27 protein-coding genes and 1 pseudogene are annotated in these 21,681 nt (G+C 68.0%); 21 read left to right on the forward strand and 7 right to left on the reverse strand.

From position 1 onward, the window contains the following. Window positions 1-952 (reverse strand): annotated as a pseudogene (locus tag ABDV68_RS10250) (hypothetical protein); the annotation flags it as partial. An 84-nt stretch (window positions 953-1,036) separates the two neighbouring features. On the opposite strand from ABDV68_RS10250, the gene ABDV68_RS10255 reads away from it, so the two are divergent. Together ABDV68_RS10255 and ABDV68_RS10260 are read left to right on the forward strand one after the other, a co-directional pair. Continuing rightward, complete coding sequence (locus ABDV68_RS10255) at window positions 1,037-1,840, forward strand: helix-turn-helix transcriptional regulator (RefSeq protein ID WP_343519799.1); 804 nt, start codon at window positions 1,037-1,039, stop codon at window positions 1,838-1,840. A gap of 45 nt (window positions 1,841-1,885) precedes the next feature. Then, the gene (locus ABDV68_RS10260) at window positions 1,886-2,248 is read left to right on the forward strand and encodes a PRC-barrel domain-containing protein (protein ID WP_343519800.1); all 363 of its coding nucleotides are present in this window, start codon (window positions 1,886-1,888) and stop codon (window positions 2,246-2,248) included. A 53-nt stretch (window positions 2,249-2,301) separates the two neighbouring features. Here the strand turns inward: ABDV68_RS10260 and ABDV68_RS10265 are convergent, their stop codons facing one another. From ABDV68_RS10265 to ABDV68_RS10280, 4 genes are all read right to left on the reverse strand, one after another. Then, complete coding sequence (locus ABDV68_RS10265; RefSeq protein WP_343519801.1) at window positions 2,302-2,529, reverse strand: DUF2842 domain-containing protein; 228 nt, start codon at window positions 2,527-2,529, stop codon at window positions 2,302-2,304. Then, the gene (locus ABDV68_RS10270) at window positions 2,526-3,077 is read right to left on the reverse strand and encodes a 5-formyltetrahydrofolate cyclo-ligase (RefSeq protein ID WP_343519803.1); all 552 of its coding nucleotides are present in this window, start codon (window positions 3,075-3,077) and stop codon (window positions 2,526-2,528) included. The genes ABDV68_RS10265 and ABDV68_RS10270 overlap by 4 nt, the downstream gene beginning before the upstream one ends. Window positions 3,078-3,273: 196 nt before the next feature. Then, window positions 3,274-3,576 carry a cell division protein ZapA gene (locus ABDV68_RS10275; RefSeq protein WP_343519804.1) on the reverse strand — a complete coding sequence of 101 codons (303 nt, stop codon included), beginning with the start codon at window positions 3,574-3,576 and terminating at the stop codon, window positions 3,274-3,276. Further along, window positions 3,576-3,761: a hypothetical protein gene (locus tag ABDV68_RS10280; protein ID WP_343519805.1), complete on the reverse strand. Its 186-nt coding sequence runs from the start codon at window positions 3,759-3,761 to the stop codon at window positions 3,576-3,578. Before ABDV68_RS10280 ends, ABDV68_RS10275 begins: the two co-directional genes overlap by 1 nt. A gap of 134 nt (window positions 3,762-3,895) precedes the next feature. On the opposite strand from ABDV68_RS10280, the gene tkt reads away from it, so the two are divergent. From tkt to ABDV68_RS10315, 7 genes are all read left to right on the forward strand, one after another. Beyond that, window positions 3,896-5,851: a transketolase gene (gene tkt, locus ABDV68_RS10285; RefSeq protein ID WP_343519807.1), complete on the forward strand. Its 1,956-nt coding sequence runs from the start codon at window positions 3,896-3,898 to the stop codon at window positions 5,849-5,851. A gap of 7 nt (window positions 5,852-5,858) precedes the next feature. Continuing rightward, the gene (gene gap, locus ABDV68_RS10290) at window positions 5,859-6,869 is read left to right on the forward strand and encodes a type I glyceraldehyde-3-phosphate dehydrogenase (RefSeq protein ID WP_343519809.1); all 1,011 of its coding nucleotides are present in this window, start codon (window positions 5,859-5,861) and stop codon (window positions 6,867-6,869) included. 2 nt (window positions 6,870-6,871) lie between these two features. Continuing rightward, window positions 6,872-7,324 carry an MOSC domain-containing protein gene (locus ABDV68_RS10295; protein ID WP_343519810.1) on the forward strand — a complete coding sequence of 151 codons (453 nt, stop codon included), beginning with the start codon at window positions 6,872-6,874 and terminating at the stop codon, window positions 7,322-7,324. Beyond that, window positions 7,321-8,511 (forward strand): phosphoglycerate kinase, encoded by a 1,191-nt coding sequence (locus ABDV68_RS10300; protein WP_343519811.1) that lies wholly within the window; start codon window positions 7,321-7,323, stop codon window positions 8,509-8,511. The genes ABDV68_RS10295 and ABDV68_RS10300 overlap by 4 nt, the downstream gene beginning before the upstream one ends. A 105-nt stretch (window positions 8,512-8,616) precedes the next feature. Beyond that, entirely contained in the window at window positions 8,617-8,871 is a 255-nt protein-coding gene (locus ABDV68_RS10305) for a hypothetical protein (RefSeq protein ID WP_343519812.1), read from the forward strand. A 144-nt stretch (window positions 8,872-9,015) separates the two neighbouring features. Next, entirely contained in the window at window positions 9,016-9,921 is a 906-nt protein-coding gene (locus tag ABDV68_RS10310; RefSeq protein ID WP_343519813.1) for a fructose bisphosphate aldolase, read from the forward strand. A gap of 66 nt (window positions 9,922-9,987) precedes the next feature. Further along, window positions 9,988-11,046, forward strand: coding sequence for a hypothetical protein (locus ABDV68_RS10315; protein WP_343519814.1), 1,059 nt, complete (start codon window positions 9,988-9,990; stop codon window positions 11,044-11,046). A 6-nt stretch (window positions 11,047-11,052) separates the two neighbouring features. Here ABDV68_RS10315 and ABDV68_RS10320 read toward each other — a convergent pair whose 3' ends face one another. Next, the gene (locus tag ABDV68_RS10320; RefSeq protein WP_343519815.1) at window positions 11,053-11,784 is read right to left on the reverse strand and encodes a DUF72 domain-containing protein; all 732 of its coding nucleotides are present in this window, start codon (window positions 11,782-11,784) and stop codon (window positions 11,053-11,055) included. 36 nt (window positions 11,785-11,820) lie between these two features. After that, entirely contained in the window at window positions 11,821-12,192 is a 372-nt protein-coding gene (locus ABDV68_RS10325) for a hypothetical protein (protein WP_343519816.1), read from the reverse strand. Window positions 12,193-12,263: 71 nt separating this feature from the next. Between ABDV68_RS10325 and ABDV68_RS10330 the strand changes: the two genes are divergently transcribed. From ABDV68_RS10330 to ABDV68_RS10385, 12 genes are all read left to right on the forward strand, one after another. Further along, window positions 12,264-13,844, forward strand: a complete 1,581-nt coding sequence (locus ABDV68_RS10330; RefSeq protein ID WP_343519817.1) for an MFS transporter — start codon at window positions 12,264-12,266, stop codon at window positions 13,842-13,844. A 15-nt stretch (window positions 13,845-13,859) separates the two neighbouring features. After that, on the forward strand, window positions 13,860-14,543 hold the full coding sequence (gene thiE, locus ABDV68_RS10335; protein WP_343519818.1) for a thiamine phosphate synthase: 684 nt from the start codon (window positions 13,860-13,862) through the stop codon (window positions 14,541-14,543). Between the two features lie 15 nt (window positions 14,544-14,558). Beyond that, window positions 14,559-14,987: a low affinity iron permease family protein gene (locus ABDV68_RS10340; protein ID WP_343519819.1), complete on the forward strand. Its 429-nt coding sequence runs from the start codon at window positions 14,559-14,561 to the stop codon at window positions 14,985-14,987. A gap of 57 nt (window positions 14,988-15,044) precedes the next feature. After that, window positions 15,045-16,067, forward strand: coding sequence for a L,D-transpeptidase family protein (locus ABDV68_RS10345; protein ID WP_343519821.1), 1,023 nt, complete (start codon window positions 15,045-15,047; stop codon window positions 16,065-16,067). Then, window positions 16,064-16,663 (forward strand): M23 family metallopeptidase, encoded by a 600-nt coding sequence (locus tag ABDV68_RS10350; protein ID WP_343519822.1) that lies wholly within the window; start codon window positions 16,064-16,066, stop codon window positions 16,661-16,663. The genes ABDV68_RS10345 and ABDV68_RS10350 overlap by 4 nt, the downstream gene beginning before the upstream one ends. A gap of 41 nt (window positions 16,664-16,704) precedes the next feature. Beyond that, window positions 16,705-17,268, forward strand: a complete 564-nt coding sequence (efp, locus tag ABDV68_RS10355; protein WP_343519823.1) for an elongation factor P — start codon at window positions 16,705-16,707, stop codon at window positions 17,266-17,268. Window positions 17,269-17,316: 48 nt separating this feature from the next. After that, window positions 17,317-18,138 carry an inositol monophosphatase family protein gene (locus ABDV68_RS10360; RefSeq protein WP_343519824.1) on the forward strand — a complete coding sequence of 274 codons (822 nt, stop codon included), beginning with the start codon at window positions 17,317-17,319 and terminating at the stop codon, window positions 18,136-18,138. Between the two features lie 206 nt (window positions 18,139-18,344). Beyond that, window positions 18,345-18,719 (forward strand): NADH-quinone oxidoreductase subunit A, encoded by a 375-nt coding sequence (ndhC, locus tag ABDV68_RS10365; RefSeq protein WP_343519825.1) that lies wholly within the window; start codon window positions 18,345-18,347, stop codon window positions 18,717-18,719. A 29-nt stretch (window positions 18,720-18,748) separates the two neighbouring features. Then, the gene (locus ABDV68_RS10370; protein ID WP_343519828.1) at window positions 18,749-19,291 is read left to right on the forward strand and encodes an NADH-quinone oxidoreductase subunit B family protein; all 543 of its coding nucleotides are present in this window, start codon (window positions 18,749-18,751) and stop codon (window positions 19,289-19,291) included. Beyond that, the gene (locus ABDV68_RS10375; RefSeq protein ID WP_343519826.1) at window positions 19,288-20,199 is read left to right on the forward strand and encodes an NADH-quinone oxidoreductase subunit C; all 912 of its coding nucleotides are present in this window, start codon (window positions 19,288-19,290) and stop codon (window positions 20,197-20,199) included. Before ABDV68_RS10370 ends, ABDV68_RS10375 begins: the two co-directional genes overlap by 4 nt. Window positions 20,200-20,219: 20 nt before the next feature. Beyond that, a complete protein-coding gene (locus ABDV68_RS10380) occupies window positions 20,220-21,431 on the forward strand; it encodes an NADH-quinone oxidoreductase subunit D (RefSeq protein ID WP_343519829.1) in 1,212 nt (403 codons plus the stop codon). Next, window positions 21,428-21,681, forward strand: a 254-nt coding sequence (locus ABDV68_RS10385) for a nuclear transport factor 2 family protein (protein WP_343519827.1), incomplete at its 3' end; no start/stop codon positions are given. The genes ABDV68_RS10380 and ABDV68_RS10385, both read left to right, overlap by 4 nt.

Here is a 21,681-nt window from a genome sequence, read left to right on the forward strand (position 1 = left end):
CGGCGGCGACGCCGACTTCGAACGGCTGGTGGCGCAGGTGGTGGGCTTCGTCGAGTCGCCTCAACTGGGACTGGACCTGCCGCTGGACGTACGCGGTACGGCGTTCCAGGAACGGGTCTGCCCAGCGATAGGGGCCGTAGAGCGCCTGCGCCGCGTCGATCATCTTCTCGACATCGGCGAACTCGGCGACCGACGCGTCGAGCATGCCCGGCTCCGACCAGACGCCCGAGCGCGGTCCGATCGCCTTGAAGGCGAGGTCGCCGACGGCGAGCGCGATGAGATAGGGCGGGACCGGGTTTTCCATCGCGAAGCGGAAGCGGCGCTTCTGGTGCGGAACCAGCGCGCCCTGCGCGCCGTCGAGCATCTTCGCGCTCATCACCGCGACGAAGCCGTCGGGCACGGTGATCGTCGCCGACCAGGTCTGGCGGATGCCCGGGCTGTCCTGAGTCGGGATCCAGCTGCGGTTGTTGATCGCCTGGCCCTGGCTGAACAGGAAGGGCAGCTTCTTGCCCAGCGTCTGCTCGGGCTTGAGCCATTGCAGCGCGCGGGCGCCCGGCCTTGCGCTGTAGGTGATGCGGATTTTCTTCGCGCCGGCGAGCTGGATGGTGAGCGGGCTGCCGAGCTCCGCGTCCTTGGCGCCGAGCGCGTAGGCGAGCTTTCCGCCCTCCTCGTCGGTGATCGAATGGATATCGAGGTCGAGCGTGTCGAGCACGATTTCCTTCGCGTCCTTGGCCGCGAGCACATCGAGCGTGGCGGTGCCGCCGATGGTCTGCCGGGCGAAATCTACGTCGAGGTTCAGATCGACATGAGTCACGCGCGCCTCGGCCGGGCGTGCGCGAGTCCAGGCGTCCTTCGCCTCGGGCGTGGTGAGGATCGGCGCGACCTTCTGGGCGAGGGCGGGCACAGGAGCGGCGGAAGCGAGCAGCAGTGCTGCGAGGGCAAGGATACGCATGGGCAGCGTTGCTAGGGCGGCTTGGTATCCTTCGCAACCGTCGAGGGGTGGTACGGCGCGGATCAGGGCGATAGGTTCCGCCGCATGCAGCACGTCATCCAGCAGGCCGCCAGCCAGACCATCCAGCCCGTCGGCGAACAGCTCCGCCACTGGCGCGCACGGCGGCGCCTCAGCCAGCTCGACCTCGCGATGGAGGCGGGTATCTCGCAGCGGCATCTGAGCTTCGTCGAGAGCGGGCGGTCGAAGCCAGGACGCGACATGGTGCTGCTGCTCGCCGAAAGCCTCGAGCTGCCGCTGCGCGAGCGCAACCGGCTGCTGCTGGGTGCAGGCCATGCGCCGCACTTCGCCGAGCATGCGCTGGAGGACGAGGCGCTGGCCGATGTGCGCGCGGCGATGATGCTGATCCTCAAGGGGCATGAGCCGTTTCCGGCGCTGGTGGTCGATCGCGCGTGGAACCTGGTCGCTCACAACGACGCGGTGGCACCGCTGCTGGTGGGGGTGGCGCCGTGGCTGCTCGCGCGGCCGAGCAACGTGCTCAAGCTCAGCCTGCACCGCGAGGGGCTGGGGCCGCGCATCGCCAACTATGGCGAGTGGCGCGCGCATATCCTCTCGCGGCTGCGCCATGAGGCCAAGGCGACCGGCGACGCGGCGATCGAGGCGCTGCTGACCGAGCTCGAGGCGATGCCCTCGCTCGAACCGCGCCGCCAGCCGCCCGCGGTCACCGCGAGCCCGGTGGTGCCGCTGCGGCTGCGCACCGAGGCGGGGGAATTGTCGTTCCTGTCGACCACCACGGTGTTCGGGACGCCGCAGGACGTGACGCTCTCCGAGCTGGTGATCGAGGCCTTCTATCCGGCCGATGCGGCGACCCGCGCGGCGCTGGGGCGCTGACACTTAGCCGGTGTTCGTGCGTTTTGCTCCGGAAGGAGACACGAAATGGACACTAGCATCGACAGCCCCAATCCGATGATCGCGTCGGATCGGGTGGAGGGCACCGCGGTGTACAACCGCAACGGTGACCGGCTCGGCACGGTCGAGCGCTTCATGGTCGACAAGGTCTCGGGCCAGGCGGAATATGCGGTGCTGGCGTTCGGTGGCCTGTTCGGGATCGGCCATCGCCACTATCCGCTGCCGTGGCGAGCACTGACCTATGTGCCCGAAAAGGGCGGCTATGTGGTCGACGTGACCAAGGAGCAGATCGAAGGCGCGCCGGGCTATGACGCCGAGGGCGAGGAGCCGAACTACGACCGCGACTATAAGGAGCAGGTCTACACCTATTACGGCTTCCCCTACGTCTAGAAACGGAGCGGCGTTCCTAATCCTCCCCCTGGCGGGGGAGGATCATATGAGCCTCAGTCCGCCTTGGGCATCTTCCAGCGGCCGGTTTCCATCCAGCGAAGCAGCGGCTTCAAGGGCAGGATCCAGACGATGCCGGTGAAGACGTAGAAGAGCAGCTGGACGAGCACCGGCCATTGGCCGACCGTGGCGGAGAGACTCGCCACGCCGACGCACCACACCAGGATCAGCGCGATGATCGCGAGCGCGCCGACCGGCTTGCGCCAGGAGGGGGCCGGTGTCATGCCGCCGCCGCGCCCCAGGACGCGGCCTCGGTGACGACGCCGTGGAGCGGCATGTCCCAGGAATCGATGACGAGCGCCTCGACCTGCTGCACCGACCAAGCGACCCCGATCCGCCACGCTTCGGGCAGCCGTTCGAACACGCGGTCGTAATGGCCCGCGCCCTGGCCGAGCCGGTTCATCGCGCCATCGAAGGCCAGCAGGGGGGTGAGGACGATGTCGGGGTCCGCCTCGAGCCCGTCGTCCGAGGGCTGACGCAGGCCGAGCGGCCCGTCGACCAGTGGCTGCTCCGGCGACCAGGGGAAGAAGCGCACGGGCGACTCGCGGCCCGTGACATGGGGCAGCACGATCGTGCAGCCGCGCTCGCTCGCGGCGAAGGCGATGGCGGTGGGATCGGCCTCGCTGCCGACGGGGACGTAGCTGGACACGGTGACCCCGGGCGCGAAACGGGCGAGCAGGGCGGGGGGCGGTTCGATCACACCGCCAATGGTCATCGCGAACTCGTCGCGCAAGGCACGCATCCGGGCGCGAAGGGTCTTCTTGTCGTCCATCGCGTGTCCGGATGCTGAAATCAGGTGTGGCGGGACCACCATGGGCCGGTTGCTGAGATATCCACTGACGCCCAAAACGTCAGGTGGGGACCATGTACGTCAGACCTGGATCTGCGCAGGGACAGTCCCCGTGGATGATGAATAGCCTCAGGGATGATCGATAGCTCGTACCGGGCAGTGCCCGCCACGCGCCTATTTAGGAATTTTCGCCGCGATCCTCAAGGGCTGCGGCGACGGCTTCGAGCCGGTCGGCGAGATTGTCGAGCAGCACCGGCGAGACGCCGCCCGGCGGATTGCGCTCCGCCTCGTCGAGCAGGTCGGCGAGGATCAGCGCGAGGAACAGCATGGTGCGCTCGCCCGACAGCCCGCCCGAGGCGGCGAGCGCGGTCTCCTCGTGCTGGTTGAGAATCCCCTCGAGCCGCTGGAGATGAATCTCCTCGCCGTCGCGGCAGGCGATGGTGTGGCTGCGGCCGGCGACGGTGAGCGTGACCTGGCCCATTATTCTGCCGCCTGCTTTTCGATCAGCGCGTCGAGCGCCTCGATCGCGTCCTCGACCTTCTCGCGCAGCATCGCGTGGCGGTGCTCGAGCCGGTCCGCCTCGAACGCGCGCTTGCGCGCCGCCGCCTCGATCCGCGCGATCGCGCGCTCGATCCGGTCGAGCGCAGGGGATGCCGCCTCCGCCATCCGGCGTGGATAGGCACGCTTTACCCGCCCCGCAAGCCCCCGGTGTTGACGCGCGCGCCTGCCCGCCGCATTGGCACGCCACATTCGATTCGCCGGGTCAGGCGGGATGCGGGCCCGGCATCAGGGGACATGCCGTGACCGTTTCGTTCATTGACCGCGCCAATGCCATCCGCGCGCTCTCCATGGATGCGGTCGAGGCCGCGAATTCGGGCCACCCCGGCATGCCGATGGGCATGGCCGACGTCGCCACCGTGCTGTTCAGCGATTATCTGAAATACGATCCGGCCGATCCCAAATGGGCCGATCGCGACCGCTTCGTGCTGTCGGCGGGCCATGGCTCGATGCTGATCTATTCGCTGCTCCACCTCACCGGCTATGCGCGCCCGACGATCGAGGACATTGCGAGCTTTCGCCAGGTCGGCTCCCCTTGCGCCGGTCACCCTGAGAATTTCGAGCTGCCGGGGGTCGAGTGCACCACCGGTCCGCTCGGCCAAGGGCTCGCGATGGGTGTCGGCATGGCGATCGCCGAGCGGCACCTCAACGCGACGTTCGGCGATGCGCTGGTCGACCATCGCACCTGGGTGCTGGCGGGTGACGGCTGCCTGATGGAGGGCGTCAACCACGAGGCGATCGGGCTCGCCGGGCACCTGCAGCTCGGGCGGCTGATCGTGCTGTGGGACGACAACAACATCACGATCGACGGCAAGGTCGGGCTCTCGTCGAGCGAGGACATTCCGGCGCGCTACGAAGCGACTGGCTGGCACACGGTGGCGTGCGACGGCCACGACCCGGCGAGCATCAAGGCGGCGTTCGACGCCGCGCTCGCCGACCCGCGTCCCTCGCTGGTCCGCTGCAAGACGATCATCGGCAAAGGTGCGCCCAACAAGCAGGGCACGTCGGCCACCCACGGCGCGGCGCTGGGCGCGGATGAAGTCGCCGCGGCGCGCGTCGAGCTCGGCTGGAACCATCCGGCATTCGAGGTCCCCGAGGATATCCGCGCGGCCTGGCTCGAAGCCGGCAAACGGGGTGCAGAACCTCACGCCGCATGGAATGATCGTCTCGCAAGTCATTCGGATAGCGCTGAATTCACGCGCCGCATGGCGGGCGAGCTGCCCAACGGCTTCACGCTCGATGCCTATATCGCGAGCCTGCTCGCCGAGCCCAAGAAGGTCGCGACGCGCAGCGCCAGCCAGATGGCGCTCGAGGTGATCAACGCCGCGCTGCCCGAGACGATCGGCGGCTCGGCCGACCTGACGCCGTCGAACAACACGCTGACCAAGGGGATGCAGGACTTCACCGCGGAGAACCCGGCGGGCCGTTACGTCCGCTACGGCATCCGCGAGTTCGGCATGGCCGCGGCGATGAACGGCATGGCGCTGCACGGCGGCGTACTGCCCTATGGCGGCACCTTCCTGGTCTTCTCCGACTATGCCCGCCCGGCGATCCGCCTATCGGCGCTGCAGAATGCCCGCGTCGTCTATGTCATGACGCACGACTCGATCGGCCTTGGCGAGGACGGGCCGACTCACCAGCCGGTCGAGCATGTCATGTCGCTGCGGCTGATCCCCAATCTCGAAGTGTGGCGCCCGTGCGATGTGGTCGAGACCGCGGAAGCCTGGGGCGAGGCGGTGGCGCGCAAGGATGGGCCGTCGCTGCTCGCGCTGTCGCGCCAGAACCTGCCGCAGCTGAGCAAGGGCGGCGCGGCCAAGGGCGGCTATCGTCTCCAGGCCGCCGAAGCCGAGCGCAAGGTCGTGCTGATCGCCACCGGTTCGGAGGTCGAGATCGCGGTCGCGGTGCGCGCCGAGCTCGAAGCGCAGGGGATCGGCGCCGATGTCGTCTCGCTGCCCTGCTGGTCGCGCTTCGACGCGCAGGACGCGGCGTATCACGACGAGATCCTGCCGCGCGACGTGCTGCGCGTCTCGATCGAGGCGGGCACCACGATCGGCTGGGAGCGCTACACCGGCATCCACGGGCTGCGCTTCGGTCTCGACCGGTTCGGCGCCTCGGGCCCCGGGCCCAGGCTTTACGAGCATTTCGGGCTTACCGCGGCGGCGATCGCCCCGCAGATTATCGAACGACTGAAGGCCTAGGAGGATTTTGATGACGAAGGTTGCGATCAACGGGTTCGGACGCATCGGCCGGCTGGTGGCGCGCGCCATCCTCGAACGGCCCCACAGCGGGCTCGAGCTGGTGACGATCAACGATCTCGCCGACGCCAAGTCGAACGCGTGGCTGTTCAGCCGCGACAGCGTGCATGGCCGCTATCCCGGCGAAGTCTCGGCCGAGGGCGACGACCTGATCGTCGACGGCAAGCGCATCAAGGTGACCAAGGAGCGCGATCCCGCCAACCTGCCGCACGCCGCCAACGGCGTCGAGTTGGTGCTGGAGTGCACCGGCTTCTTCACCGACCGCGAGAGCTGCCAGAAGCATCTCGACGCCGGCGCCAAGAAGGTGCTGATCTCGGCCCCGGGCAAGGGCGTCGACCTCACCGTCGTCTATGGCGTCAACCACGACAAGCTCGAGGCCGGCCACACGATCGTCTCGAACGCGTCGTGCACCACCAACTGCCTCGCGCCGGTGGCCAAGGTGCTCAACGACACGATCGGCATCGAGCGCGGCCTGATGACCACGATCCACGCCTATACCAACGACCAGAAGATCCTCGACCAGATCCACTCGGACCTGCGGCGCGCCCGCGCCGCCGCGATGAGCATGATCCCGACCACCACCGGCGCCGCGCGCGCGGTGGGCGAGGTGCTGCCCGAACTCAAGGGCAAGCTCGACGGCTCGTCGGTCCGCGTGCCCGTGCCCGACGGTTCGCTGATCGACCTGACCTTCACGCCGAAGCGCGACGTCACCAAGGAGGAGGTCAACTCGATCCTCAAGGCGGCGTCGCAAGACGGCCCGCTCAAGGGCGTGCTCGCCTTCTCGGACGAGCCGCTGGTGTCGATAGACATCGTCCACACGCCCTACAGCTCGACCGTCGACAGCCTCGAGACCGCGGTGATCGACGGCAAGCTCGTCCGCGTCGTCAGCTGGTACGACAATGAGTGGGGCTTCTCGAACCGCATGGTCGACACCGCCGCCGCGATGGCGAAGCTGGGGTAACCATGGGCCGGATCGCCGGCATTGCCCGCCATGCGTTCCCCAAGGCGCCGATGGAGACCATCGACCACGCCCGGGTAACCCTGGAGGGCGGCATTGCCGGCGATTTCCGCGGCGCGATGAAGGGCAAGCCCTACAAGCGCCAGGTCTCGCTGATCGAGGCCGGAGACTGGGCGGCGGCGATGGCGCTGGTGGGGCATAACATCCCGTGGGAACAGCGCCGCGCCAACCTCCTCGTCGAGGGGCTGGACCTGCCGCAGGTGGCGGGCAAGAGGCTGCGCATCGGCGCCGACGTGGTGCTCGAAGTGACGGTCGAGACCGACCCCTGCGAGCGAATGAACGCGCTGGCCGACGGGTTGCGGGCCGCCTTGACGCCCGACTGGCGCGGCGGCGTATGTACGATGGTGATCGCTCCCGGCGAGATCGCGGTGGGCGACGAGATCAGGATCGAAGAATGACCCGAGCCTTCAAGACCCTCGACGACATGGGCGACATCGCCGGCAAGCGCGTACTGGTGCGCGAGGACCTCAACGTGCCGATGGCCGACGGCCAGGTCACCGACGACACCCGCTTCCGCGCCGCGGTGCCGACGGTGAGCGAACTCGCCGACAAGGGTGCGATCGTCCTCGTCCTCGCGCATTTCGGGCGGCCCAGGGTGCCGAGCCCCGAGCTCTCGACCGCGCTGCTCGCTCGGCCGTTCAGCCAGGTGCTGGGCCGTCCGGTGCGCTACATCGACTGGGAAGGCGATGCCGAGGCGGTCGCGACGCTTCGACCCGGCGACATCGCGGTGCTGGAGAACACACGCTTCTTCGGCGGCGAGGAGAAGAACGATCCCAAGACGGTGGAGCGCTTCGCCGCGCTCGGCGACCTCTACGTCAACGACGCCTTCTCCGCCGCGCATCGCGCGCACGCCTCGACCACGGGGCTGGCCGCCGTTCTGCCCGCGTTCGCCGGCCGCCAGATGGAGGCTGAGCTCGACGCGCTCGACAAGGCGCTGGGGAGCCCTGAGCATCCCGTCGCGGCGGTGGTTGGCGGGGCGAAGGTCTCGACCAAGCTCGACGTGCTCAAGCATCTCGTCGGCCGGGTGGATCACCTGATCATCGGCGGCGGCATGGCCAACACCTTCCTCGCGGCGCGTGGCGTCGATGTCGGCAAGTCGCTCGCCGAGCACGACCTCACCGGCACGGCCGAGGAAATCTTCGACGCGGCCGAGAAGGCCGATTGCACGATTCATCTGCCGTACGACGTAGTGGTGTCGAAGGAATTCGCCGCCAACCCGCCGTCGCTGCGCACCTGCAACGTGCATGAGGTCGCCGCCGACGAGATGATCCTCGACATCGGCCCGGCGGCGAGCGAGGCGCTGGCGGACGTGCTCAAGAATTGCCGCACGCTCGTGTGGAACGGCCCGCTCGGCGCGTTCGAGACCAAGCCGTTCGACACCGCGACGATGGCGCTCGCGCACACCGTGGCGGCGCTGACCAAGGAGGGCAGCCTGGTCTCGGTCGCGGGAGGCGGCGACACCGTCGCGGCGCTCAACCAGGCGGGCGTGGCGGACGATATGAGCTTCGTCTCGACCGCGGGCGGCGCGTTCCTCGAATGGATGGAAGGCAAGGAGCTTCCGGGCGTCGCGGCCCTCGCCCGATAGCGGGTGGGCAAGAACGATCTCTACTGGTCTTGGTCGTATGTCGACCAACGGGTCGGAGGTGCTGTTCAGATACTAACGACGTCGTTCGCGCCGAATGCGGAACGCATGGAGGCAGCGCTGTCGCACGTGCTGCTGCTGCTCCCGACCCATTTCCCGGACCAGGATCTGTTTGTGCGACTGGAACGGCTCGTTGACGCCGCGACAGAGCATGGCCCGCTCATGTTGAACGGGAGAATCTGGAGGGGCGCGCTGCTGCACACCCTCAAGCGCCGCAAGCGGACGACGCTCGAACGCTATGCGCGCGAGCTCGATGCGATATATCGCGAAGTCGTGAGACGGCGCGGCCCGTATCATGACTGACGCCGATCTCGTATTCGCTGACTACCGTTGTCAGGCTTTTCACCCGCTTGCCGCGCTGCAATAGGCCCGGACAGCCACCGGCGACTCAACGAGGTCGCGACACGAGAGACAAGCCCAAAGGGCCGAGAGCAGGGGACGGACCACATGAATACCGCCGAGATGACCGCCAAGATCGCGCACGGGAACGGCTTCATCGCCGCGCTCGACCAGAGCGGCGGTTCGACGCCCAAGGCGCTCAAGGGCTACGGCATCGAGGAAGACGCCTATTCGGACGACGAGGAGATGTTCGGCCTGATCCACGCGATGCGCAGCCGCATCATCACCTCGCCCGCCTTCACCGGGGACAAGGTGATCGGCGCGATTCTGTTCGAGCGCACGATGGACGGCGAGGTCGACGGCAAGCCGACCCCGCAGGCGCTGATCGAGCGCGGCGTGGTGCCGTTCATCAAGATCGACAAGGGCCTGGAGGCCGAGGAGAACGGCGTCCAGCTGATGAAGCCGATGCCCGAGCTCGATGCGCTGCTCGTCCGCGCCAAGGGCCTCGGCGTATTCGGCACCAAGGAGCGTTCGGTGATCAACCTCGCCAATGCGCAGGGCATCGCCGCGATCGTCGCGCAGCAGTTCGAGGTCGGCCGCCAGGTGCTTGCGCACGGCATGATGCCGATCATCGAGCCCGAGGTGAACATCAAGTCACCCGAGCGCGCGCAGGCCGATGCGATCCTTCGCGACGAGATCCTCAAGGCGCTCGACGCGCTGCCCGAGGGCCAACAGGTGATGCTCAAGCTGTCGATTCCCGCGCAGGCCGGGCTGTTCGACGCGCTCGTCGACCATCCCAAGGTGCTGCGCGTCGTCGCGCTCTCCGGCGGGTTCAAGCGGCCCGAGGCATGCGCCGAGCTCGCCAGGAACCGCGGCATGATCGCGAGCTTCAGCCGCGCGCTGCTCGAGGATCTGCGCCACGGCATGAGCCAGGACGAGTTCGACGGCGCGCTCGCCAGCGCGATCGACGAGATCCACTGCGCCTCGACCAGCAAGGGGGCGCTCGCCGCCTGACGCGAATTCCCTCGACGTTGCAAGGCGCAGGCGGCAAGCTGTGACGCGTTGCGATTGGGGGGAACAATGCTGCGATCGATCCTTGGCTGGGCGGCGCTGTCGCTCGCCGTGCCGGCGCTCGGTGCCGAGCGGACGGACAGCAAGGCCGCTGCCGCCGCGGCGAACCGCGCCGTTTCCAAGCCGGAAGCCATCCACGCCGAGATGATCGAGTTCGGCAAATGGATCATGCAGCTCGACGAGGCGACGGCACCGGCGATCGCGGTCTTTCGCGAATTCGGGCCGAGCTGGAACGCGGCGATGCGAACTCGCTCGCCCGATGAAGCGGAGGCCAGCATACGCCCGGTGCTTGCGCGCCTCGACGAAGCGGTCCGCACCGCGCGCGCCCGTCTCGAGGCGCTCGACACCCCCGACTTTCCCCGGCTCGCGCTGATCGCCGATGTCCGCCCGGTAGCGCTGCGATCGGAGATGCAGCGGATGATGGGCAACATCGCGGACGTGACCGCGACCATCCCCGGCATTTTGGCCGCGATGCGCAAGCGCGATCCGCGCGCGGCGGAGCAGGCGGTGATCAAGCTGCTCGATTCGGCGCGAGCGCTCTACCGCGCGCAGTCGGCGATGACCGGCGCCTGGGCCGCGACGGCCGAAGTCGAGGACCCGGCCTATCACGCATTCCAGTTCGAGCTGCTCTTCTTCAAGTCGGGCGTGCGCCTGCTCGACTGCGCCGAGCGGCTGACGCTGCGCAAGCCCGACCCCGCGCTGGCGGGCGAGTTGCGCGCGATCGCCGGTGAGGTCGACAAGGTGATCGCGGCCGGGCACCAGCGGCTCGACGCGCAGCGGAGCGAGTTCACCAACGTCGCGGCGGAGCTGGCGGGCAAGAAGGACGCCGACTCGGTGAGTGCGCGGGCGATGGCGGACAAGGTGCTCGCGGTGAGCGGGCTCCAGCAGGAAAGCTTCGCCGTCTCGCAACGTTATGCGAGCCAGCTGCGCCGCACCGCCGACACGCTCGACAAGGCGCCGGCCTCGCTGGCCACGCTGCAGCCGATGCTCGACAGCTTGCGCGGCACGCGGGTCGAGCTCGACGCGATCTCGATCCGTGTCGCCGAGGTGATGGCGGGGGCGCGCTGAAATCGCTCAACGGATCGCTTGCCGCACCATCGCCTTGAGAGTCAGCGCGTCGTTGATCGCCGCGGCATCCGTATCGTTGTTGAAATACGCCCAGACCGGGCGGTCTTGCGCGGCCATCCATTCGGCCCATTCGAGCAATGCCGCTTCGGCATAGCGCCCCCAATATTTGCCGCCCGCGCCGTGAAAGCGGAGATAGGCGAGCTTGCCGGTCACCCAATGCGGCGAAGGCAGGCCGGGAAAGTCGTGAATGACGAAACCGGCGCCGAAGCGATCGAGCAGCTCGGCCGTGGCATCGGCATACCAGCTCTTGTGCCGGAACTCGAAGGCATGGGTGAGATCGGGTGGCAGCAGCGCGAGGAACTGCTCGAGCCGTTCGAGATTGAGGCCGAGGCTGGGCGGGAGCTGGTAGAGGATCGGCCCCAGCGCGGGCGCGAGGTGCCGGACCGGCGTGATCATCCGCTCGAGCGGGTCCGCACAGTCGTTGAGCTTCTTCGCCTGCGTGATGAAGCGATTGGCCTTGACCGCATAGCAGAAGCCCGGCGGCGCCTGGTCGCGCCACGCGGCGAAGGTCTCGGCCTTGGGCAGGCGGTAGAAGCTGTTGTTGATCTCGACCGTGTCGAACTGCTCGGCGTAGAATCCGAACCAGCGCTTCACCGCGAGCTTTTCCGGATAGAAGGTCCCGCGCCAGTGGCGGTAGTTCCAGCCGGAGCAGCCGATGCGGATGGGCGAGCGCGACATCCGCCGGTAACGCGCGGCGGCGCGAAGCGCTGCGTGCTAGATCCCGCCCTGGAACGCGAAGGCGAAGCGATAGTCGCGCGAGGCGATCGCGCGGTCGGTGTGGCGTCCGGGCGTGACCGCGGTCAGGGTCAGCTTGCCGTCCGCGACCTGCGCCGGCTGGCCGAGGGCCAGGTCGATCTCACGCGACCACGCGCCGCCTTCCACGCGGGCGCGCAGCACGACGCGGCCCGCCCATACGCAGACGACGTTGGCGGGGCAGCGACTATCCTCGATCACGCGGAGCGGCGTCACGCGCGGCCCGTCGACATAGACGGTCTGTCCGAGCCGTGCGGGGCCTTCGCGCGGGCTCGCCGCTGTGGCGGCGCAGCCCGACAAGGCGATGGCGGCGAGGGGAAAGGCGTGACGCATGGCGCGGGTCTAGCCAGCCGCGAATGACGCGCGCATGAATGCGCACTCGAAACGAACACGACGGGAGGCACATGGCGGGCATCGCACTATCGGACCGGCGGCTCTGGGCATTCGCGATCGGGGTGATCGCGGTGACGACCGGGGTCGTGCTGCATCTGCCGATGTTCTGGATGGGCCGGTCGATGGGCTTCCACATGGCCGGAATGCCGATGGACAGCGGCATGATCGCGGGGATGTGGATGATCGTCGCGGGAGTCGGCGTCGCGGCTTATGGCCTGCTCCCGCGCAACCTCGCCGCGCAGCGCGCCGCATCGGAGGGACTGGTGGTCGCCGCGCCCGAGGACGCGCCGCTGTCCTGGGCGCATTGGCGACTGATGCTGGTGCTGGTCGTGGCGCTGGTGATCGACATCATGAAGCCGGCGAGCCTCGGTTTCACCATCCCCGGCATGATCCGCGAGTACGGCGTGCCGCGCGCGACGGTGTCGCTCGTGCCGTTCTTCGCGCTGTGCGGCACCGTGGTCGGCTCGTTCCTGTGGGGCTGGGTCGCCGATCTCTATGGGCGCAAGGCGTCGATCCTGCTGTCGGCGGTGATGTTCGTCGGCACCTCGATCTGCGGGGCGATGCCCTCGCTCGCCTGGAATATCGGCATGTGCTTCCTGATGGGCGCGGCGGCGGGCGGCATGCTTCCGGTCACCTATGCCCTTCTCGCCGAGATGATGCCGAGCCGGCATCGCGGCTGGAGCCTGGTGCTGGTCGGCGGGCTCGGCGCAGTCGGCGGCTATGCCGCGGCGAGCCTGATCGCGACCTGGCTCGAGCCGGTGTTCAGCTGGCGCATCCTGTGGCTCGCCAATCTGCCGAGCGGGCTGCTGCTCGTGCTGCTCGGCGGGCTCATCCCCGAATCCGCCAAGTTCCTGATGGCGCGAGGCCGCATCGAAGAGGCGCAACGGGTGATGGCGCAGTTCGGATCGGCGGTGCGGAAGGTCGCGCCGGCCGCGGTGCCGGCGGCCGCGCGCGGGACCGCGGTGCCACTCACCGGGCGCGCCTTCGCCGGCAAGCTCGCCGCGCTGAGCCTCGCCGCGATCTGCTGGGGGCTGGTCAATTTCGGGCTGCTGCTGTGGCTGCCGGTCGAGCTGGTCGCGCGCGGCTATTCGATGGAGCTGTCGAGCGGCTTGCTCGCCGCCTCGGCGCTGATCGCGCTGCCGACGGTGTTCCTCGTCGCGTGGATCTATCATGCGTGGAGCACCAAATATGCGCTGATCCTGGCGATCGCGGTCACGCTGGCGGGTCTTGGCGGGGTGCTGCGGCTCGCCGGATCGGGCGGCGGCAGCCCGGTGCTGCCGGTCGCGCTGTTGATCGTCGGCAGCAACGGGATCATCGCGATGCTGCTGCCTTATGCCGCGGAAAGCTTCCCGCTGCGCATCCGCGGCCGCGCGACCGGCTGGATCGCGGCGTGCAGCAAGCTCGGCGGGGTGTTCGCGCAGATCCTGAGCATCGCGGCGATGATCCCGGCGCTCGGTACCTCGGCGTGGCTGATCGCGTTGCCGACCGCGCTCGCGCTGCTGCTGGTGTGGCGCTACGGCAAGGAGACGCGCGGGCGCGACCTGCGCGATCTCGACCCCGAGGGGCATGTGTTCGACAAGTCGGGCTACTGACGATAGGGCGGCGCCATGGACGAAGACGATCTCCCCCCGCTCGGCCCCGAATTCGCCGCGCAGTTCGTGCGCGACGACAAGCGCCCGGCCTGCCAGCTCTATCTGATCTCGCCGCTCGACGTGACCGGTGGCTTCGCCGACCGGCTCGCCCGCGCGCTCGACGCCGGGCCGGTCGCGGCGTTCCAGTTCCGCGTCAAGGATGTCGACCAGCACGAGGCGGCGCGCCTCGCCGAACCGTTGCTGCGCGTCTGCGCCGATCGCGAGGTGGCGTTCATCGTCAACGACAGCATCAGCCTCGCCAGGCGCCTCGGCGCCGACGGCGTGCATCTGGGGCAGGGCGACGGCGACCCGCGCGAGGCGCGCGCGGTCCTCGGCCCGTCGGCGCAGATCGGCGTGACGTGCCACGACAGCCGCCACCTGGCGATGGAAGCGGGCGAGGCGGGGGCCGACTATGTCGCGTTCGGCGCCTTCTACCCGACCAGCACCAAGGAGACGACTCACCGCCCGGATCCGGCGATCCTGTCGTGGTGGACCACCCTGTTCGAGATTCCGTGCGTCGCGATCGGCGGGATCACGCCGGGCAATGCCGCGCCGTTGGTCGGCATGGGCGCCGATTTCCTCGCCGTCTCGGGCGCGGTGTGGAACTCTGACGAAGCCGAGGCCGTTCAGCGGTTCCAGGCCGTCCTTGCGGGGGCGTAACGGCAGGAGGCGCCCTTGCTCGACCGTATCTTCACCGTCGTCGCCGGGCGCATCGCCGCGCTTGCGGGACAACCGCTCGCCTTCATCGTCGCCGTGCTGCTGATCCTCGGCTGGGCGGTCACCGGGCCGATGTTCAACTACTCGGACACCTGGCAGCTGATCGTGAACACCTCGACCACGATCGTGACGTTCCTGATGGTGTTCCTGATCCAGAACTCGCAGAACCGCGACGCTGCGGCGATGCAGGCCAAGCTCGACGAACTGATCCGCGCGGTCGAGAATGCGCGCGGCCAGTTCGTCGGCATCGAGCATATGAGCGACACCGAGATCGAACGCATCCGCAGCGATCTCGAGGAGGAGTGCCGCCTCGAGGAAGAAGGCGGGAAGGTGCACCGCAAGCCCAAGCCGACCGAAACCGTCGAACGGCTGCGCCGGCGCTATTGACGGGAAACCGTGCGCGCGCTTCCTCGTTATCTCCCTGTAACAACGTGGAGAGTCGGTGTGCGTAGCGTAGTAGCGGGGATCATCGGGACGATGGCGCTGGCCGGAACGGCAGCGCTCGGACAACAGGCCAATGCGCCCAAGAAGGTCGCGGCGCAGCGCCCGGCGCTGAGCGAGGACATCCTGCACGTACAGGTGATCCTCGACCATCTCGGCTTCCCGCCCGGCGTGCTCGACGGGCGCGAGGGCCAGTCGCTCACCGCCGCGCTCAAGGGCTTCCAGATCGCGCGGCAATTGCCGGTGACGGGCAAGATCGACCAGCGCACGCTCCAGGCGCTTCACGCGCATCGCGCGATCCGGCCGACGCGCACGCTGCGGCTCACGCCGGAGATGCTGAGCGGACCCTTCGTGCGGCCGTTTCCCAAGGATCCTCAGGCGCAGGCCAAGCTCAAGACGATGGGCTACCGCTCGGCGCTCGAGAAGCTGGCCGAGATGTTCCACACCACGCCCGAGGTGCTGATCGAGCTCAACAGCCCCGACACGCGGCTCGCCCCCGGCGTGCCGGTGCTGTTCCCTGGCGTGAATCCGGCGTCGCGCGACTATCCGGCCGATCTGAAGCCCGAATGGCGCAAGACGCTCGCCGACCTCAATGTGGGCGCGGCGCAGCCCAAGGCCGGGCGGATCGTCGTCGACAAGTCCGACAAGGTGCTGCGCGTGTTCGGCAAGGACGGCAAGCTCGCCGCGCAGTTCAACGTGACCACGGGCAGTACCAAGGATCCGCTGCCGATTGGCAGCTGGAAGATCCGCGGGGTCGCGACCAACCCGGATTTCCACTATAATCCCAAGCTGTTCTGGGACGTTTCGGACAAGAAGCCCGATGCGCTGCTGCCGCCGGGGCCCAACAGCCCGGTCGGGGTGGTGTGGATCGACCTCAGCAAGGAGCATTACGGCATCCACGGCACCCCCGAGCCGCAACTGATCGGCCGCAGCGAAAGCCATGGCTGCATTCGCCTCGCCAACTGGGATGCGGCGCGGCTCGCGCTGATGGTCGAGCCGGGCACGGTGGCGGTGTTCCAGGAATGAGCCTGCTGCGGCTGGTCGGCTGGACCGTGGCCGCCTGTGCCGCGGGCATGGTCATTTTCCTCGCCGCGACGATCCGTGTGATCGAGCCGCAGCCGGATACGCCGCCCGTGCCGGCTGTCGCGCGGCCTCCCGTCGCGCAGACCGGCCCCACGGCCTTCATCGTGCCGGTGCAGGGCATCGACGTCGCCACGCTGCACAACAACTGGGGCGAGGCGCGCGGCGGCGGCACGCGCGGTCACCAGGGGCTCGACATCATGGCGCCGGCCGGCACGCCGGTGCTCGCCGCGGCTGACGGCACGGTCGAGAAGCTCTATTTCTCCAAGGGGGGCGGCGGGGTGACGCTCTACCAGCGCGCCGCGGGCGGGCGCTGGATGCTCTATTATGCGCATCTCAGCGGCTATGCGTCCGGCATCGCCGAGGGACGGCAGGTCCGCGCGGGCGAGACGCTGGCCTATGTCGGCGACACTGGCAATGCCGGCACGGGCAACTATCATCTCCATTTCGCGGTCGCGACCATCGCCCCCGGCGAGCGGTGGTGGCAGGGCACGCCGGTCGATCCCTATCCGCTGCTTGCGGGGACGCGGCGAGGCGGCTAAGGCGCGCCACCTGTCTTTCTCAGCACTATAGGGCGATCCCCATGAAGATCAGCGGCGTGGACATCCGTCCCGGCAACATCATCGAATATGAAGGCGGCATCTGGCGCGCGGTGAAGATCCAGCACACGCAGCCGGGCAAGGGCGGCGCCTATATGCAGGTTGAGATGAAGAACCTGCGCGACGGCCGCAAGAACAATGTCCGCTTCCGCTCCGCCGAGACGGTCGAGCGCGTGCGCCTCGACACCAAGGATTTCCAGTTCCTTTATCCCGAGGGCGACAGCCTCGTCTTCATGGACAAGGAAACCTACGACCAGACCACGCTGCCGCGGGACCTGCTTGGCGACGCCGCCGCGTTCCTGCAGGACGGCATGGACGTGGTGATGGAGCTCTATGAAGAGGAAGCCATCAGCGTCCAGCTGCCCGACACGATCGAAGCGACGATCGTCGAGGCCGATGCCGTGGTGAAGGGGCAGACCGCCTCGTCGAGCTACAAGCCCGCGATCCTCGACAATGGCGTGCGCATCATGGTCCCGCCGCACATCGCGTCGGGCACGCGCATCGTCGTCGACGTGTACGAGCAGACCTACGTCCGCCGGGCGGACTGACCTTTAGCCCTCTCCCGCAAGCGGGAGAGGGTATTTGGGAGCATTGTTTTGGTAAGCCATTCCGGCCTCATCACGGTCATCGAGCGTGCCGCGCGCAAGGCGGGGCCGCGGCTGCGGCGCGACTTCAACGAGGTCCAGCACCTCCAGGTCAGCCGCAAGGGGCCGGCCGACTTCGTGTCGATGGCCGACAAGCGCGCCGAGGACACGCTGATCGAGGAGCTGCAGAAGGCGCGGCCGGACTGGGGTTTCCTGGTCGAGGAGCGCGGCGTGATCGAGGGCGATCCGGACAAGCCGCGCTGGATCATCGATCCGCTCGACGGCACCAGCAACTTCCTCCACGGCATCCCGCATTTCTGCATGTCGATCGCGGTCGAGGATCCGCGCGGGAGCCAGGGCAAGCCCGAGATCACGCACGGCTATATCTACCAGCCGGTCACCGACGAGAGCTTCTGGGCCGAGAAGGGCCGGGGCGCCTGGCTGCAGGACCAGCGGCTGCGCGTGTCGGCGCGCAAGGACCTGGCGGACTCGCTGATCGGCACCGGCATCCCGTTCCTCGGTCACGGCAACTTCGCCGAGTGGAGCCGCATCTTCGGTGCGATCGCGCCCGAAGTCGCCGGCATCCGCCGCTTCGGCTCGGCCGCGCTCGACCTCGCCTGGGTCGCGGCGGGCCGCTTCGACGGGTTCTGGGAGAGCAAGCTGAACGCGTGGGACATCGCCGCGGGCATCCTGATCGTGAAAGAGGCGGGCGGCTTCGTCACCGACTATCGCGGGCAGGATAACGCCTTGGCCAAGGGCGAGGTGCTCGCCGCCACCGACGCGCTGCATTCGAAGCTGCACAAGCTGCTGGCGGGCTCGCTGCGTAACGCTTGAGTCGATGCCGTCACCCCAGCGAAAGCTGGGGTCTCCAGCGGCACGCGATCCGTCCAGGAACCGGGAGACCCCAGCTTTCGTTGGGATGACGGATCGGGTTGTTTTTCGCGCCTCAGTTGCGAGTGATTCTCAAGGGTTTCCGCCCTTGATGCCCCCCATCCATCGGCCTAAAGCGACCCCAAGTTTCCGCAACCGCGAGAGCCGTCTTGGTCGACCTGTCAGAATATCTGCCGATCCTCTTGTTCCTGGGGGTGGCGCTGGTGCTGTCGAGCGCCTTCGTGTTTCTGCCGATGATCGCCGCGCGCTTCACCGGCACGCACCAGCCTTACCCCGAGAAGCTCACCGAATATGAGTGCGGCTTCCCCGCGTTCGAGGATTCGCGCAGCCAGTTCGACGTGCGCTTCTACCTGGTGGCGATCCTCTTCATCATCTTCGACCTCGAGGCGGCGTTCCTCTATCCCTGGGCGGTCACCGTGTTCGACCTCGGCTGGGCGGCGTGGATCTCGATGATGGTCTTCATCGCCGAACTCGCGCTGGGCCTCGCCTATGCGTGGAAGGTAGGGGCGCTGGATTGGGAATGACCGACGTGAATCAGACTTCTTCGATCCTCATGCCCGGCCAGCCCGGCTTCTCTGGGGATGGCTCGGTGGTCCAGCCGGATCAGGGCTTCTTCAACGACCTCAACGGCGAGCTCAACGACAAGGGCTTCCTCGTCACCTCGACCGAGGACCTGTTCCAGTGGGCGCGCACCGGCTCGCTGTGGTGGATGACCTTCGGCCTCGCCTGCTGCGCGGTCGAGATGATCCACGTCAACATGCCGCGCTACGACATGGAGCGCTTCGGCGCCGCGCCGCGCGCCTCGCCGCGCCAGTCGGACGTGATGATCGTCGCGGGCACCTTGTGCAACAAGATGGCCCCGGCGCTGCGCCGCGTCTATGACCAGATGTCGGAGCCGAAATACGTCATCTCGATGGGCAGCTGCGCCAATGGCGGCGGCTATTATCACTATAGCTACAGCGTCGTGCGCGGCTGCGACCGCATCGTGCCGGTCGACATCTACGTCCCCGGCTGCCCGCCGACCGCCGAGGCCTTGCTTTATGGCGTGATGCAGCTCCAGCGGAAGATCCGCCGTTCGGGCACGGTGACGCGGTGAGGGCGCCGGCTCCGAAATACGCCGCCAATGACGGCGTGATCGCGGCTGCGCGGGCCGCGCTCGGCGACATGCTGGTCGAGGCGACCGACCTGGTCGGCGAGGTCAATTTGACGGTCAAGCGCGAGTCGCTGGTCGAGGCGATGCTCGCGCTGCGCGACGGCGCGATGCTCCAGTACCAGGCGCTGATGGAGATCGCCGGGATCGATTATCCCGCGCGCGCCGAGCGCTTCGACGTCTGCTACATGCTGCTGAGCTACACCCGTAACCACCGCATCCGCGTGCGCGTGACGACGGACGAAGTGAAGCCGGTGCCGACCGTCACCGGCATCTGGCCGGTTGCCGGCTGGCTCGAGCGCGAAGTCTACGACATGTACGGCGTGCTGTTCGAAGGCAATGCCGACCTGCGCCGCATCCTCACCGATTACGGCTTTCGCGGCCACCCGCAGCGCAAGGATTTTCCGCTCTCGGGCTTCGTCGAGCTTCGTTATTCGGAAGAGGCCAAGCGCGTGGTGTACGAGCCGGTCCAGCTCGCCCAGGACTTCCGCAACTTCGACTTCATGAGCCCGTGGGAAGGCGCGCAGTACGTGCTGCCGGGCGACGAGAAGGCCGCCGGTGCCGGCCCGGGCGACACGCCGCAGGGCAAGGCACCGCCGTCTCCGCCGCCCGCGCCGCCGGCTGCACCCGCGCTGCCGCAGGCCAAGGGGGCGCCCTCGCCGGTGACCGCCGACGAGGTGCAGAAGGCCGGCGACAAGGCCAAGAAGGTCGCCAAGCCGCGCGCCAAGACCGCCAAGACCACCGACTCGACCGCCCAGACCGGCGCGGGCGAGCCGAACCCGGGCAACAAGCGCAAGTCGAAGCCCAAGGACCCTGACGTGGTCCCGACCAAGGGCAAGGGGCAGAACCAGTGAGCGATACCGCGCACGAGCTGATGCACGGCGAGATTCCGGACGCGTCGACCGCCGACAATACCGAGATCGCCAACTACACGATCAACTTCGGCCCGCAGCACCCGGCGGCGCACGGCGTGCTGCGCCTCGTCACCGAGCTCGACGGCGAGATCATCGAGCGTATCGATCCGCATGTCGGCCTGCTTCACCGCGGCACCGAGAAGCTGATCGAGTACAAGACCTATGCCCAGGCGCTCCCGTACATGGACCGCCTCGATTATTGCTCGCCGCTGGCGATGGAGCACAGCTTCGTGCTCGCGGTGGAGAAGCTGCTCGACCTAGAGGTGCCGGTCCGCGCCCAGTATCTCCGCGTGTTCTTCGCCGAGCTCACCCGCATCTGCAATCACATGCTGAACCTCGGCAGCCATGTGATGGACGTCGGCGCGATGACGCCGAACCTGTGGATGTTCGAGATCCGCGAGGACTGCCTCAACTTCTTCGAGCGCATGTCCGGCGCGCGCATGCACCATAATTACCTGCGCCCGGGCGGCGTCCATCAGGACGTTCCGCTGAAGCTGCTCACCGACATCGCCGACTGGCTCGACACGCGCCTGCCGCGGCTGTTCGGCGACGCGATCAGCCTGGTCGCGGAGAACCGCATCTTCAAGCAGCGCAACGTCGATATCGCGATCGTCAATCGCGACGACGCGATCAAATGGGGCTTCTCGGGCCCGATGATCCGCGCCGCGGGCATCCCGTGGGACCTGCGCAAGTCGCAGCCCTACGACGTGTACGACCGCATGGACTTCGAGGTACCGGTGGGCACGCGCGGCGATTGCTACGACCGCTTCATGGTCCGCGTCGAGGAAGTCTGGCAGTCCGCGCGCATCATGCGCCAGTGCCTGAACGAGATGCCCGACGGCCCGATCGCGTCGCTCGACCGCAAGGTGGTGCCGCCCAAGCGCGCCGAGATGAAGCAGTCGATGGAAGCGCTGATCCACCACTTCAAGCTCTATACCGAGGGCTTCCACGTTCCCGCGGGCGAGGTCTATGTCGCGACCGAAAGCCCCAAGGGCGAGTTCGGCATCTACATGGTCAGCGACGGCAGCAACAAGCCGTACCGCTGCAAGATCCGCCCGACGGCGTTCAGCCACCTCCAGGCGATGGACTTCATGTCGCGCGGCCACATGCTCGCCGACATCACCGCGATCCTCGGTGCGATGGACATCGTGTTCGGGGAGTGCGACCGGTGAGCGCCCGCGTCGCCACTGCGCACGAGCTGATCGCGCGCTACAATGCGCAGGATGCCGACGCCTATGTCGAGCTGATGACCGACGATGCCTGCGAGGCGGGCTATCGCGGTGCCGTGCTGCGCGAGGGCAGGGAAGGCGTCCGCTCGGGGCTCAAGGCGATGTTCTCGCAGTTCCCGCAGAACCGCGCCGACATCCTTGCCAGCTACGAGCTGGGCGAGACGGCCCTTGTAGAACCATTCGGGCTGCTGGC

This window comes from Sphingomonas sp. (genome assembly GCF_039595165.1).
GTDB lineage: Bacteria > Pseudomonadota > Alphaproteobacteria > Sphingomonadales > Sphingomonadaceae > Sphingomonas.